Below are 14,152 nucleotides of genomic sequence, written 5' to 3'. Positions count from 1 at the left end.
GACCCTGCGGGGCTGTTCCCCTACCCGCCCCTTCCCGAACGGGGGCTCCGCCCCAGACCCCGGTCCTCAAACGCCGGACGGGCTGGAAGGTGCGGCGGCGGCGCCCGGACCTCGTGCCGAGGGCGTCGGCGGGGCTGGGAGGTGGAGCGGAGGGCGGAGGCCGGACCGAGGGTGTCGGCGGGGCTCGGGGGTGGGGCGGCCGGGCCGAGGAAGTCGGCGGGGCTGGAGGGGGCGGCGGACGGCAAAGGCCGGGCCGAGGAAGTCCGCGGGGCTGGGAGGTGGAGTGGGGGGCGGAGCGCCGGTCAGGGGGCCGTGGGTGGCGGGGTGGGTGGCGGGCGCAGGCCCCGGGGCCGGGTCAGGGCTTGGGTTTGCGGGTGGAGGGGTTGCCGGAGCGGGTGGCCCGGCGGCGGGTGTAGGCGGCGAGGGACTGCTCGTACTCCGCGCGGTGGAGTTTCTCGCCGGGAGCCTCGTACAGGGTGCGCAGGAAGTAGGCGATGAGGGAGCCGATGAAACCGATCGCCTTCAGGCCCTTGAGGGACGCCTCGTCCGAGGACGGCGGGCGACGGCGCGTGTAGCTCTCCCACGTCTTGACGAAGGCGATGGCGCTGCAGACCGCGAACATGGCGACGACCGTGAACGACACGAATCCGCCCACGTTGCCCAGCTCGAGGCCCTCGTACGCGAAGCGCAGTACGAGGGCTGCAGCCACGGCCGTGATGAGGGAGCCGGCGGCGACGGCCGCGCGGCGCAGGCCGTAGTGGCCGTCGTGGTTCAGCCACGTCGTGCCGAAATAGCGGATCGGCTCCGGCTGCGGGCCGGCCGGGAGGTTCGGTTCGTCGCTCACATCAGCGATTATCCCCCGCCGGCCCCGGACCGGTCAGGAGCAGCGCGGTGCCACGTACCCGTCACGGCCCGTGTGCACGTACGCGTCGGAGACGTACTGGCCGTTGCCTATGTTGTCCCAGAGGTTGGTCGTGCCGTACGGGCCGGTGACCGTGGTGCCGGGGCACTGGCAGTAGATCGGCACGTACGCGTCGTACGGCAGGACCTTCACGATCGAGTAGCCGGTGCCGGGTCCGCTGCGGACGTTCACGCGGACGCCCGGCGCGACCGGATAACGGGTTCCTATTGCTTCGGTGGCCATGTGCCGCCCCTCCCCTTTGTTCTCCCCCAACGCTTCACGGTGCGTCACTCGCGCAGGTTAGCAAGGCTGGTCTAGGCTCCTCGGGCGCGTCGGCGTAACAGGCACACGGGGGGTGGGCATGCCGCGCCCAGCAGATTCACCGCATTCACCGGAGCGGGTCCAACCGGAATTCGCCGGGCAGTACCGGCTGGAGTCCGTGCTGGGATCCGGTGGCATGGGCGTCGTCCACCTGGCCAGTTCCGCTTCCGGATTGCGGCTGGCGGTCAAGGTCGTGCATGCGGAATTCGCGGCGGATCCCGAGTTCAGGGCGCGATTCCGGCAGGAGGTGGCGGCGGCGCGGCGGGTGTCCGGCGCGTTCACGGCGGCCGTCGTCGATGCGGACCCGGATTCCGCGCGGCCGTGGATGGCGACCCTGTACGTCGAGGGCCCGACGCTCGCCGAGCAGGTGAAGCGGAAGCCGCTGGACGCAGCCGGGCTGAGCCGGCTGGGGGCGGGGCTCGCGGAGGCGCTGCGGGACATCCACCGGGCCGGTGTGGTGCACCGGGATCTGAAGCCGAGCAATGTGCTGATGGCCGCGGACGGGCCGAAGGTGATCGACTTCGGCATTTCCCGCCCGTACGACAGCGATCTGCGGACCGAGACCGGGAAGCTGATCGGGACCCCGCCGTACATGGCGCCGGAGCAGTTCCAGCGGCCGCGGGAGGTGGGGCCGGAGGCGGACGTGTTCGCGATGGGTTCGGTGCTCGTGCACGCGGCGACCGGGCGGGGGCCGTTCGACTCGGACAGCCCGTACCTGGTCGCGTACCAGGTGGTGCACCACGAGCCGGACCTGTCGGGGGTGCCGGCGGAGCTGGTGCCGCTGATCGCGCGCTGTCTGGCGAAGGACCCGGCGGACCGGCCGACGACGGACGCGCTGCTGGCGGAGCTGCGGTCGGCGGCGTATCCGACGTCGGAGGACACCCGGGCGTTCATACCGGCGCCGCGGGCACCGCTGGGTGCGGCGGGTGCGGCAGCGAGTGCGGCGCCGGAGGTCGTGACGCACCGGCGGGAACGGGTCGAGGGCGGGGCCGGTGCGCAGGCCGGGCGGCGGAAGCCGCGCGGGGTGGGGCGGGCCGTTCTCGTCGGGGGCGGGCTGCTCGCGGCCGGTGCGGCGGTGGCGGCGTACGTGGTCGTGGGCGGTGGTACGGACGGGCCCGCGGCGGACCGGGACGGGCGGCAGGTGACGGCCGGGCAGCGGCCCGCGCCGTGGTCGGTGCCGCTGGTGCGGGGCGGCGGGATGCCGGTGTGTGCGGCGGGCGGGGCGGACGCGGTGTACTGCGCGGGGCCCGGGCTGGCGGCCGTACGGCTGTCCGCGGTCGACGGGTCGGTGCGCTGGTCGGTGCCGGCGGCGGACGGCGGGCGCCGGGTGGGGGCCGACCGGGCGCCGGTGCTCGCGGGTGGTCTCGTGCACACGGTGGCCGCGGACGGACGGCGGCTGGACGCGCGGGATCCGGCGACGGGTGCGGTGCGGTGGTCGCGGCCGCTGCCGGAGTCGGCGACGGTGCTGTACGCCGGGGCCGGCGGGGAGACCGTGCTGGTCGGCGAGCCGGGCGGGAAGGTCACGGCGCGGTCCGCGGCGAGCGGGGAGCGGGTGTGGTCGGAGCGGCTGGGCGGGGTCGGCTCGGTGCTGATGGCCGGGCCGACGGGTCTGCTCTTCGTGGTGACGCCGGCCGGGGACGGCGGGTCGACGTCGGTGGCGGCTGCCGACGCGGGGAGCGGTGAGGTGCGGTGGCGGGTGCGGGCCCGGGGGGAGCTGGCGCCGGCCGGGGCGGCGGCGGGTGCGGTGTTCCTGCTGCGCAGTGACCGGTACCAGCTGACGGATGCGGTGGTGCGGGTGGATCTCACGACGCGGGCCGTGCGGGTGGTGCCGCTGCGGACGCCGGTGGACCAGGCGCAGGCCGGGGTGGGTGCGGACGGGACCGTGTACCTCGCGGGGTTCGCGGGTGGGGTGACGGCGGTGGGGGCGGCCGGGGAGCGGTGGCGGGTGGAGACGTTGGTGTCGCGGGTGTCGCGGCCCGTGCCGGTGGGTGAGCGGGTGTATCTGGCGGCGGCGGACGGGCGGGTGCTGGCGCTGTCCGCGGCGGGCGGGCGGGTGCTGGGGGCGACGTCCGGGCGGGGCGGTGGGGGTGTGGATCTGGCGCCGAACGTTCCGTGGCCGGTGGTGGGGGCGGGGGGTGTCGTCGTCTCCGGGGCGCCGGACGGGGTGGTCTCGGCCGTTTCCGGCGATCCGGCGGGCTGGTAGCGCTTTCGCCTGCCCGCCCCTGCCCGAACCGGGCTCCGCCGTGGTCGCCGGGCGGGGGCTGCCGAAGAGCGGGGGCTCCGCCCCCCGGACCCCCGCGCCTCAATCGCCGGGGGGGCTGGACTTGCCGCATCCAGCCCGCGGGCAGCGTCCAGGGCGGAGCCCCGGGGGTCAGCCGAGCTTGGAGACGTCGCGGACGGCGCCCTTGTCGGCGCTGGTGGCCATGGCGGCGTAGGCGCGGAGGGCCGCGGAGACGGTGCGGACGCGGGACTTGGGGGCGTAGACGCCGCCGAGCGCGGCCCGGCGGGCGGACAGGGTCTCCTCCGGGACCAGGAGCTCGATCGAGCGGTTCGGGATGTCGATGCGGATCCGGTCGCCGTCCTCGACGAGCGCGATCGCGCCGCCGGACGCCGCCTCGGGCGAGGCGTGGCCGATGGACAGGCCCGACGTACCGCCGGAGAAGCGCCCGTCCGTCACGAGAGCGCAGCTCTTGCCCAGGCCCCGCCCCTTCAGGAAGGACGTCGGGTAGAGCATCTCCTGCATGCCCGGCCCGCCCTTGGGGCCCTCGTACCGGATGACGACGACGTCGCCCGGCTGGATCTGCTTGGACAGGATCTTCTCGACCGCCTCGTCCTGCGACTCGCAGACGACGGCCGGCCCCTCGAAGGTCCAGATCGACTCGTCGACGCCGGCCGTCTTCACGACGCAGCCGTCCTCGGCGAGGTTGCCGCGGAGCACCGCGAGGCCGCCGTCCTTGGAGTACGCGTGCTCGACGGACCGGATGCAGCCGCCCTCGGCGTCGAGGTCGAGGGTGTCCCACCGCTCGGACTGCGAGAACGCCGTGGCGGACCGCTTGCAGCCGGGCGCCGCGTGCCACAGCTCGACCGCCTCGGCGGACGTGCTGCCGGAGCGGACGTCCCAGGTGGCGAGCCAGTCGTCGAGGTTGTCGGAGTGGACGGAGGTGACGTCCTTGTTCAGCAGCCCGCCGCGGTGCAGCTCGCCGAGGATCGCGGGGATCCCGCCGGCCCGGTGCACGTCCTCCATGTAGTACGTACCGCCCGGCGCGACGTTCGGCGCGACCTTGGCCAGGCACGGCACGCGGCGGGAGACCTCGTCGATGTCCTTGAGGTCGTAGTCGAGGCCCGCCTCCTGCGCGGCGGCCAGCAGGTGCAGGATCGTGTTGGTGGAGCCGCCCATGGCGATGTCGAGGGCCATGGCGTTCTCGAAGGCCTGGCGGCTGGCGATGTTCCGCGGCAGGACGGACTCGTCGCCGTCCTCGTAGTACCGCTTGGTGATCTCGACGACCGTGCGGCCGGCGTTCTCGTACAGGGCGCGGCGGGCGGTGTGGGTGGCGAGGACCGAGCCGTTGCCGGGCAGGGCCAGGCCGATGGCCTCGGCGAGGCAGTTCATCGAGTTGGCGGTGAACATGCCGGAACACGAGCCGCAGGTCGGGCAGGCGTTCTCCTCGATCCGGAGGATGTCCTCGTCGGAGATGTTCTCGTTGACGGCGTCGACGATCGCGTTGACGAGGTCCAGCTTGCGGACGGTGCCGTCGACGAGGGTGGCCTGGCCGGCCTCCATGGGGCCGCCGGAGACGAAGACGACCGGGATGTTCAGGCGCATGGCGGCCATGAGCATGCCGGGGGTGATCTTGTCGCAGTTGGAGATGCAGATCAGGGCGTCGGCGCAGTGCGCCTCGACCATGTACTCGACGCTGTCCGCGATGAGGTCGCGGGAGGGCAGGGAGTACAGCATGCCGGCGTGGCCCATCGCGATGCCGTCGTCGACGGCGATCGTGTTGAACTCGCGCGGGATGGCGCCGGCGGCGCGGATGGCGTCGGAGACGATGCGGCCGACGGGGGCGAGGTGGGTGTGGCCGGGGACGAACTCGGTGAAGGAGTTGGCGACGGCGATGATCGGCTTCCCGATGTCCTCGCTCGCTACGCCCGAGGCGCGCATCAGGGCGCGCGCGCCCGCCATGTTGCGGCCGTGGGTGACGGTGCGGGACCGGAGCTCGGGCATCGGGTTCACTCCCCAGAAGACACGGATCTGACGGTTACGAGCCTACGCCTGCACTCCAAGATCTGGACAGCGTGTCCGCATGCCGGGACCGGGGGATCACTCCGCGGTCACCCCCCGGATGCGCCCGGGTCCCGGGTCCGCTCCGGCCGTGACGGTGGGCGGGGCGGGGATTCGACCGGGAGCGCCGGCCCGGTCAGGAGGGGGCCGGGTCGGTGAGGTAGCGCTGGAGGGTGGGGGCGACCATCGCCACGATCGTGTCCGGCGGGGCCGAGGCGAGCGGCTCGACCTGGACGACGTAACGGAGGAACGCGATGCCGATCATGTGCGAGGCGGCCAGCTCCGCGCGGAACGTCGGGTCCGGGACGTCCAGCTCGGCCGCCACCCGTTCCAGCAGCCGCCGCAGGACCAGCCGGCGCAGGACCTTCGCGGCGGCCTCGTGGGTGACGGCGGAGCGGACGACGGCGAGCAGCGGGGCCCGGGTGGCGGGGTTCTCCCAGACGCCGAGGAAGTAGCGGGCCAGGCGTTCGCCGACGCCGTCGGGCCCCTGGCCGAGGAGGGCGGGGACGAGGAGCGCCGGTTCGATGCTCATCTCGACGGCGGCCTCGAAGACCTCTTCCTTCGTGCCGAAGTAGTGGTGCACGAGCGCCGGGTCCACGCCGGCCGCCTTCGCGATGCCGCGTACGGACGTCTTGTCGTAGCCGCGGGCGGCGAACTCCTCGCGGGCGGCGAGCCGGATCCGCTCCTGGAGGCCGCCGGGCGCGCTCTCGGCCTCGGCGCGGGAAGGGCGGCCCCGGCCGCGGCGGGGCGGGGTCCGGTCCTGGTCGGCGGGGGTCACGGGTGGGTGATCCGCGGGGTGCGGTGGGCGGCGGCGAGGTGTTCGCGGGTGAAGGCGAGCGCTTCGGCGAGGTCGGCCTCGCGCTCGGCCGCGGACATCGCACGGCGGGTGTTGACCTCGATGACGACGTGCCCGTCGAAGCCGCCGAGGGCGAGCCGGTGCAGCAGTTCGGCGCACGGCTGGGTGCCGCGGCCGGGCACCAGGTGCTCGTCCTTGGCGGAGCCGTTGCCGTCGGCGAGGTGGACGTGGGCGAGCCGGTCGCCCATCCGGTCGATCATGGCGGTGGCGTCGGTGCGGGCGGTCGCGGTGTGCGAGAGGTCGACCGTGTAGTGGCGGTAGTCGTCCTTGGTGACGTCCCATTCGGGGGCGTACGCGAGCATCTCGCGGTCGCGGTAGCGCCAGGGGTACATGTTCTCGACGGCGAACCGTACGTCCGTCTCGTCGGCCATCCGCCAGATGCCCTGCACGAACTCGCGCGCGTACTGCCGCTGCCAGCGGAACGGCGGGTGCACGACGACCGTGGACGCGCCGAGGCGTTCGGCGGCGGAGCGGGCGCGCTCCAGCTTGGTCCAGGGGTCGGTGGACCAGACGCGCTGGGTGATCAGGAGGCAGGGGGCGTGGACGGCGAGGATCGGGATGCGGTGGTAGTCCGACAGGCGGCGCAGGGCTTCGATGTCCTGGCTGACGGGGTCGGTCCAGACCATGACCTCGACGCCGTCGTATCCGAGGCGTGCGGCGATCTCGAAGGCCGTCGCCGTCGACTCCGGGTACACCGAGGCCGTGGAGAGGGCGATCTTTGTGTTTCCGCGAGCCGCTGGTTCTGCCACGGGGACAGCGTACGGGTCGCCCCTCCCGGAGCCGCTTTTCGGGGCTCCGCCCCGGGCAGGGCCCCCGGGCAGGGCCCCCGGCTGCCGGGGCGCGGGCGGCCGGGGCGCGGAGCGGGCGGGGCGGAGCCGGGCCCCCTACGCCAGGTGGTCGAGGCGGCGGAGGATGATGCCCTCGCGGAGGGCCCAGGGGCAGATCTCCAGGTCGTCGACCCCGAAGAGGTCCATGGCGGCCTCGGCGACCAGCGCACCCGCGAGGAGCTGCCCGGCGCGGCCCTCGGAGACGCCCGGCAGTGCGGCCCGCTCCGCGGCCGTCATCGCCGCCAGCCTCGGCACCCATTCCTCCAGCGCCTTCCGGCTCAGCTCCCGCTGCACGTACAGCCCCTCGGCGGAGCGCGCCGCCCCGGCGATCCGGGCGAGCTGCTTGAACGTCTTGGACGTGGCCACCACGTGGTCCGGCGCCCCGAAGCGGCTGAATTCCCCGACCGTCCGCGCGATCTGCGCCCGCGCGTGCCGGCGCAGCGCCCGTACGTCGTCCGCGTCCGCCGGGTCGCCGGGCAGCCAGCCCGCCGTGAGCCGGCCGGCCCCCAGCGGCAGCGAGACCGCCGCGTCGGGCTCCTCGTCGATGCCGAAGGCGACTTCGAGGGAGCCGCCGCCGATGTCGAGGACGAGCAGCCGGCCGGCGGACCAGCCGAACCAGCGGCGTACGGCGAGGAACGTGAGCCGGGCCTCCTCCGCCCCGCTGAGGACCTGGAGCTCGATGCCGGTCTCCTTGCGCACGCGCTCCAGGACCTCGTCCGCGTTGGTGGCCTCGCGGACCGCGGAGGTCGCGAACGGCAGCACTTCCTCGCAGCCCTTGTCCTCGGCCGCCTGGACCGCGCCGGCGATCACGCCGACGAGCCTGTCGACGCCTTCGGGGCCGATGGCGCCGTTGGCGTCGAGCAGTTCGGCCAGGCGCAGTTCCGCCTTGTGGGAGTGCGCGGGCAGCGGGCGGGCACCGGGGTGCGCGTCCACGGCCAGCAGATGGATCGTGTTCGAACCCACGTCAAGGACACCGAGTCTCATGTACGGAACGCTACTGCGCCTTTCCGGAAACGCCTGCCTCGGCGGCGGTAACGGAGGGGTTCGGCCCGCTTAGGCTTGGGTTGTGCCGAACACGAAGAAGGCCAAGCAGGCCAAGCAGGGCAAGCGGTCCGGTGCGGGCGCGGAGCCCGGGAAGGCCGCCGCCGGCAAGGCCGGGAAGAAGCGGGCCGTGAGCGACGAGGTGGGCATCGATTTCCCGCGGGCGTGGGTGGAGTTCCCCGATCCGGCGGACGACGAGCAGGTCTTCCGCTGCGATCTGACGTGGCTGACCTCCCGCTGGACCTGCATCTTCGGCAGCGGCTGCCAGGGCATCCGGGCGGGCCGGGCCGACGACGGGTGCTGCACGCTGGGCGCGCACTTCTCCGACGAGGACGACGAGAAGCGGGTCGCGGAGCACGTGGCGCGGCTGACGCCGGAGCTGTGGCAGTTCCACGACGTGGGTTCGGCGACGGGCTGGGTGCAGAAGGACGAGGACGGGGAGCGGCAGACGCGGCGCTGGGAGGGCTCGTGCATCTTCCAGAACCGTCCCGGTTTCGCCGGCGGGGCGGGCTGTTCGCTGCACATCCTCGCGCTGCGGGAAGGCCGCGAGCCGCTGGAGACGAAGCCGGACGTGTGCTGGCAGCTGCCGGTGCGGCGGACGTACGACTGGATCGAGCGGCCGGATGACACGCGGGTGCTGCAGGTGTCGATCGGGGAGTACGACCGGCGGGGGTGGGGGCCGGGTGGGCACGACCTGCACTGGTGGTGCACGTCGGCCACGTCTGCGCACGGGGCGGGGGAGCCGGTGTACGTGTCGTACCGGGCGGAGCTGGTCGAGCTGATGGGGGCGGCGGGGTACGGGAAGCTGGTCGAGCTGTGTGAGCAGCGGCTGTCTTCGCTGCTTCCCATGGCGCCGCATCCGGCGGACCCGGCGCCGTAAGGGGCCCGGGCGCCGTAACGGGGCCGGGCGCCGTTGCGTCCTTCGCCTCGATCGCCGGCGGGGCTTGCTTTCGGGGCTCCGCCCCGGACCCCGGTCCTCAAACGCCGGACGGGCTGGAGTCGGCCCCGGCCGGGGCGGCCGGCTGGGCGGGGTTCCGCTGCAGGGGATCCGCCCCCGGACCCCCGCGCCTCGATCGCCGGCGGGGCTCGATTTCGGGGCTCCGCCCCGGACCCCGGTCCTCAAACGCCGGACGGGCTGGAGTCGGCCCTCTCGCCCGGACTTCGGCTGCGGACGGGAACGTGGCCCCCTGCCCGGGCTTCGGCTGCGGGTTATTCGGGGGGCTGGGTGGGGTCCGTTGGGGTGGGGGTTGGGGGTGGGGGGTCGGAGGGGGAGGACGTGGGGTCGGGGGTCGGGGTGGGGGTGGGCGTCGGGGTGGGGGATGCGGTGGGTGACGGGGTCGGGGTGGGTGTGGGGGTCGGGAGGGTGGGGCCGGGCGGGTCCGGAGGGGTTTTGCCGCGGCCTTCGACGGAGATGACCGCGCCGGCGGGGTCGATGCCGATGCGGGCGGTCCAGTAGCCGGCCGGCTCCCCGCGGGGGTCGACGGTGATCCGTACGATGAACGTTTCGCCAGGCTCCAGCACCCCCGAGCTCCGGCTCGCCCACAGCCACGGCGCGTCGGACCACAGCTGCCACGCCACCGGCGACCCGCCGGTCACCGTGAGGGTGACGACGGTGGTCCCGCCCTCGGACACCGCCCCTACGGTCAGTCGCCCGGGCACCTCGGCGCCCGGCGGTGCCGGTTCGGCCGGCGCCCCGGTGCTGATGACCTCGACGTGCACGTCGCGGTGGCGGCCGCCGGCCACGAACCGGCCGTTGCTCCCGCTGCGCGCGTTGCCCGCGTTCTCGTACGCCTCGTACGGGCCGCCGGCCGCCCGCGTCTGGCGGTCTTCGTCGCTCGCGGAGACACGGATCGCTCCGGGTGCGCCCTCGCCCGTCGCGGGGCCGCCGCGGTAGGCGGCCCAGAGGGCGAGGACGGGCGCGGCGACGACGGTGGCGACGACGGTGGTGGTGACGGCCCGGGCGCGCAGCCTCTCCCGGCGGGCCGCCCGGTCCCGGGGGTCGACGGGGAAGCCGGTGCGGTCGAAGCGGGGGCCGCCGCTGCGGGCCTTGGGGACCCGGACCCGGGCCAGGTGGACGGCCGACCGCGGGGCCGTGACCAGCGGCAGGGTGACGGCGCCGATGCCGCCGGAGCCGGGCCAGGGGCTGCCGAGGCCGACGCGTTCGGCGGCCCGGCGGCAGCGCGGGCAGTCGTCGACGTGGCGTACGAGCTCGGCGCGCAGGGCGGCGGAGAGGAGGACCCGGCTGTCGCCGGTGAGCCGGGAGACCTGCGGGCAGGTGCCGGTTTCGACGACGGCGAGGGCGGCGCGGGTGCGTTCGACCTCGCAGGCCGCGGCGGCGAGGAGCTCCCGGGCGGCGGCGGGTGCCGTGCCCAGCACGGCGGCGACCTCGCTGACGGCGAGGTGGTGGCGCACGGCGAGCTCCAGCGCCTCCCGCTGCTCGGGCGTGGTGCCCGCCGCCTCGGGCCAGGCCAGCCGGGCCAGCTCGTCCCTGCGGATCGCGTCCACGTCCGGGAGACCCCCCTCCGGCGCACTGCCCGAGGCCGCGTCCGCCGTGTGCACCCGGGCGTGCTCCGGCGCGCGCCGGGTGGTGTGCGCCCCCGGGCGGCGGCGGGCGGCGAGGTGGCGGAGGCAGGACCAGCGGGCCAGGGCGTAGAGCCAGGCGCGGTGGCCGGAGGGGTCCTGGGGGCTGCGTCCGGCCTGGCGTTCCGCCACGGCCAGGACGTCGGCAAGGACGTCGGTGGCCGCGTCGTGGTCGCACAGGACCGACAGGCAGTAGGTGAAGAGGCCGTCCAGGTACGGCTCGTGGCGGGCGGGCGGCACCTGGTCCGCGCCGCGGGGCGCACGCCCGTGCGCCCGGTGTGCGCCGGTGCGCGGTGCGGGCTGGCCCTGGCTGCTGCTTGTCACTCCGTGACCGTAGGGGCCGGGCAAGCGACGCCCCGGAAGCCTTGAGCACATTTAATCCTTACGGGTGAACAGATCGCACAAAGCCGGACCGTGCTCGTTGACCGCCCGTGGACCTGGCCTGACCAGGCCCGATCCGTTGGGGTCCGGCAACGGGCGCCCGCTCCCCCGCGGCGCTGTCGGTGCCGCCCGCTACCGTGTCCGGCATGGCTGCCCGTACATCCCGTTCATCCGCCAAGGACCGGCCGTCCTACCGCTGCACCGAGTGCGGCTGGACCACGGCCAAGTGGCTCGGCCGCTGCCCCGAGTGCCAGGCCTGGGGGACGGTCGAAGAGCAGGGCGTGGTGGCCGTGCGGACCACGGCGGCGGGCCGGGTGTCCTCGGCGGCGCTGCCGATCGCGCAGGTCGACGGCCGGCAGGCGACGGCGCGGTCCACAGGTGTGGACGAGCTGGACCGGGTGCTCGGCGGCGGTCTGGTGCCGGGGGCCGTGGTGCTGCTCGCCGGCGAGCCCGGCGTCGGCAAGTCCACGCTGCTGCTGGACGTCGCGGCGAAGGCGGCGAGCGAGCAGCACCGGACGCTGTACGTGACGGGCGAGGAGTCCGCGAGCCAGGTCCGGCTGCGCGCCGACCGGATCGGCGCCCTCGACGACCACCTCTACCTGGCCGCCGAAACCGACCTGTCCGTCGTGCTCGGGCACCTGGACGAAGTGAAGCCGTCGCTGCTGGTCCTCGACTCGGTGCAGACCGTCGCCTCCCCGGAGATCGACGGCGCCCCCGGCGGCATGGCGCAGGTCCGCGAGGTGGCCGGCGCACTGATCCGGGCGTCCAAGGAGCGCGGCATGTCCACGCTGCTGGTGGGGCACGTGACGAAGGACGGCGCGATCGCCGGCCCGCGGCTGCTGGAGCACCTGGTGGACGTGGTGCTGCACTTCGAGGGCGACCGGCACGCCCGGCTGCGGCTGGTCCGCGGCGTGAAGAACCGGTACGGCGCGACCGACGAGGTGGGCTGCTTCGAGCTGCACGACGAGGGGATCACGGGGCTCGCGGACCCGAGCGGGCTGTTCCTGACCCGGCGGGCCGAGCCGGTGCCCGGCACCTGCCTGACGGTGACGCTGGAGGGCCGCCGGCCGCTGGTGGCGGAGGTGCAGGCGCTGACGGTGGACTCGCAGATCCCGTCGCCGCGGCGCACCACGTCCGGGCTGGAGACCTCGCGGGTGTCCATGATGCTGGCGGTGCTGGAGCAGCGCGGGCGGATCAGCGCGCTCGGCAAGCGGGACATCTACAGCGCGACGGTCGGCGGGGTGAAGCTGTCGGAGCCGGCCGCGGACCTGGCGATCGCGCTGGCGCTGGCGTCGGCGGCCAGCGACACCCCGCTGCCGAAGAACCTCGTCGCGATCGGCGAGGTGGGGCTGGCCGGCGAGGTGCGGCGGGTGACGGGGGTCCAGCGGCGGCTGGCCGAGGCGCACCGGCTGGGCTTCACACATGCACTCGTACCGGGCGATCCGGGCAAGGTCCCGGCGGGGATGCGGGTGATCGAGGTGGCGGACATGGGAGAGGCCCTGCGGGTGCTCCCTCGCAGGCCGGCCCGCGGAAGGAATGCTTCCGCGGAGGGCTCGGCGGACGGATCTGCAGAGGCCGGACACCGGTAGCCACCACGGGGGCACAGCGGGCGCCGGTAGACTTTGTGCTGGTCCGCCCGCCCGTACGCACGCCCTGGTGCCCCCGGCGCCGGGTGGCGCAACCCGCGACCGGAGGAGTGCAGTGGCAGCCAAGGACGGGGCAGCAGCATCCGGGAAGTCCGGCGCGAGTTCCAAGCACGAGGCCCTGATGCGGGCCTCCTTGAGCGCCGTCGCCCCTGGTCAGGCCCTGCGTGACGGCCTGGAGCGGATCGTCCGCGGCAACACCGGCGGCTTGATCGTCCTGGGCATGGACAAGGCCGTCGAGTCCATGTGCACGGGCGGTTTCGTGCTGGACGTGGAGTTCACCGCGACCCGGCTGCGGGAGCTGTGCAAGCTCGACGGGGCGCTGATCCTCGACAAGGACATCACCAAGATCCTTCGGGCCGGTGTGCAGCTGGTGCCGGACGCGTCGATCCCGACCGAGGAGACCGGCACCCGGCACCGCACCGCGGACCGGGTGTCCAAGCAGTGCGGCTTCCCGGTGGTGTCCGTCTCCCAGTCGATGCGGCTGATCGCGCTGTACGTGGACGGGGAGCGGCGGGTCCTGGAGGAGTCGGGCGCGATCCTGTCGCGCGCGAACCAGGCGCTGGCCACGCTGGAGCGGTACAAGCTGCGGCTGGACGAGGTCGCGGGCACGCTGTCGGCGCTGGAGATCGAGGACCTGGTGACGGTCCGGGACGTCACGGCGGTCGCACAGCGACTGGAGATGGTGCGCCGGATCGCCACCGAGATCGCCGAGTACGTGGTGGAGCTCGGCACGGACGGGCGGCTGCTGTCGCTGCAGCTGGACGAGCTGACGGTCGGCATCGAGCAGGAGCGCGAGCTGGTCATCCGGGACTACGTGCCGGAGCCGACGGCGAAGCGGTCCCGCACGGTGGACGAGGCGCTGTCGGAGCTGGACGCGCTGACGCACGCGGAGCTGCTCGAACTGCCGATCGTGGCGCGGGCGCTGGGGTACACGGGCTCGCCCGAGACGCTGGACTCGGCGGTGTCGCCGCGGGGTTACCGGCTGCTGGCGAAGGTGCCGAGGCTGCCGGGGGCGATCATCGAGCGGCTCGTGGAGCACTTCGGGGGGCTGCAGAAGCTGCTTGCTGCGAGCGTGGACGATCTGCAGACCGTCGACGGGGTCGGGGAGGCGCGGGCCCGCTCCGTCCGCGAGGGTCTCTCCCGCCTGGCGGAATCCTCCATCCTGGAACGCTACGTCTGACCCCTCGCGGGGTCCGGTCCGGTCCGCCGTCCCGCCGGCACACCCCGGCCTCGCCGGCGTTTAAGGCGCGGGGTCCGGGGCAGCGCCCCGGGGGGGCGCCCCCCCCCCCCCCGCCCCAAACCCCCCCCCCCCGGGGGGGG

11 protein-coding genes are annotated in these 14,152 nt (G+C 74.5%); 4 read left to right on the top strand and 7 right to left on the bottom strand.

Annotated elements, in window-relative coordinates; all coding sequences use genetic code 11:
* Positions 1–355 precede the first annotated feature (355 nt).
* Positions 356–844 carry an MFS transporter gene (locus LG634_RS36670; protein ID WP_226740767.1) on the bottom strand — a complete coding sequence of 163 codons (489 nt, stop codon included), beginning with the start codon at positions 842–844 and terminating at the stop codon, positions 356–358.
* Positions 845–877: 33 nt separating this feature from the next.
* Positions 878–1,144 (bottom strand): peptidase, encoded by a 267-nt coding sequence (locus LG634_RS36665; RefSeq protein ID WP_226740766.1) that lies wholly within the window; start codon positions 1,142–1,144, stop codon positions 878–880.
* Positions 1,145–1,262: 118 nt separating this feature from the next.
* Here LG634_RS36665 and LG634_RS36660 point away from each other — a divergent pair, with 118 nt between their 5' ends.
* On the top strand, positions 1,263–3,425 hold the full coding sequence (locus tag LG634_RS36660; RefSeq protein WP_226740765.1) for a serine/threonine-protein kinase: 2,163 nt from the start codon (positions 1,263–1,265) through the stop codon (positions 3,423–3,425).
* A 168-nt stretch (positions 3,426–3,593) separates the two neighbouring features.
* Here LG634_RS36660 and ilvD read toward each other — a convergent pair whose 3' ends face one another.
* The 4 genes from ilvD to LG634_RS36635 all read right to left on the bottom strand — a co-directional run bounded on the left by ilvD (position 3,594) and on the right by LG634_RS36635 (position 8,168).
* Entirely contained in the window at positions 3,594–5,444 is a 1,851-nt protein-coding gene (gene ilvD, locus LG634_RS36655; protein WP_226740763.1) for a dihydroxy-acid dehydratase, read from the bottom strand.
* Between the two features lie 193 nt (positions 5,445–5,637).
* The gene (locus tag LG634_RS36650) at positions 5,638–6,279 is read right to left on the bottom strand and encodes a TetR/AcrR family transcriptional regulator (RefSeq protein WP_226740762.1); all 642 of its coding nucleotides are present in this window, start codon (positions 6,277–6,279) and stop codon (positions 5,638–5,640) included.
* Positions 6,276–7,106 carry a sugar phosphate isomerase/epimerase family protein gene (locus LG634_RS36645; protein ID WP_226740761.1) on the bottom strand — a complete coding sequence of 277 codons (831 nt, stop codon included), beginning with the start codon at positions 7,104–7,106 and terminating at the stop codon, positions 6,276–6,278. The genes LG634_RS36650 and LG634_RS36645 overlap by 4 nt, the downstream gene beginning before the upstream one ends.
* Before the next feature lie 135 nt (positions 7,107–7,241).
* Positions 7,242–8,168 (bottom strand): Ppx/GppA family phosphatase, encoded by a 927-nt coding sequence (locus LG634_RS36635; RefSeq protein WP_226740759.1) that lies wholly within the window; start codon positions 8,166–8,168, stop codon positions 7,242–7,244.
* Between the two features lie 187 nt (positions 8,169–8,355).
* Between LG634_RS36635 and LG634_RS36630 the strand changes: the two genes are divergently transcribed.
* Complete coding sequence (locus tag LG634_RS36630; protein ID WP_372482561.1) at positions 8,356–9,105, top strand: DUF3109 family protein; 750 nt, start codon at positions 8,356–8,358, stop codon at positions 9,103–9,105.
* Between the two features lie 329 nt (positions 9,106–9,434).
* On the opposite strand, the gene LG634_RS36625 is transcribed toward LG634_RS36630, so the two are convergent.
* Positions 9,435–11,129 carry an RNA polymerase sigma factor gene (locus LG634_RS36625; protein ID WP_226740756.1) on the bottom strand — a complete coding sequence of 565 codons (1,695 nt, stop codon included), beginning with the start codon at positions 11,127–11,129 and terminating at the stop codon, positions 9,435–9,437.
* A gap of 203 nt (positions 11,130–11,332) precedes the next feature.
* On the opposite strand from LG634_RS36625, the gene radA reads away from it, so the two are divergent.
* Together radA and disA are read left to right on the top strand one after the other, a co-directional pair.
* Entirely contained in the window at positions 11,333–12,775 is a 1,443-nt protein-coding gene (radA, locus tag LG634_RS36620; protein ID WP_226740754.1) for a DNA repair protein RadA, read from the top strand.
* Positions 12,776–12,887: 112 nt separating this feature from the next.
* A complete protein-coding gene (disA, locus tag LG634_RS36615; RefSeq protein ID WP_226740752.1) occupies positions 12,888–14,012 on the top strand; it encodes a DNA integrity scanning diadenylate cyclase DisA in 1,125 nt (374 codons plus the stop codon).
* The last annotated feature ends 140 nt before the right edge of the window (positions 14,013–14,152 follow it).

Origin of the sequence: Streptomyces bambusae (assembly GCF_020532645.1) — a bacterium.
GTDB classification, from domain to species: domain Bacteria; phylum Actinomycetota; class Actinomycetes; order Streptomycetales; family Streptomycetaceae; genus Streptomyces; species Streptomyces bambusae.
The sequence above is the reverse complement of the archived record's forward strand: the minus strand, read 5'-3'. Positions and strand labels throughout refer to the sequence as shown.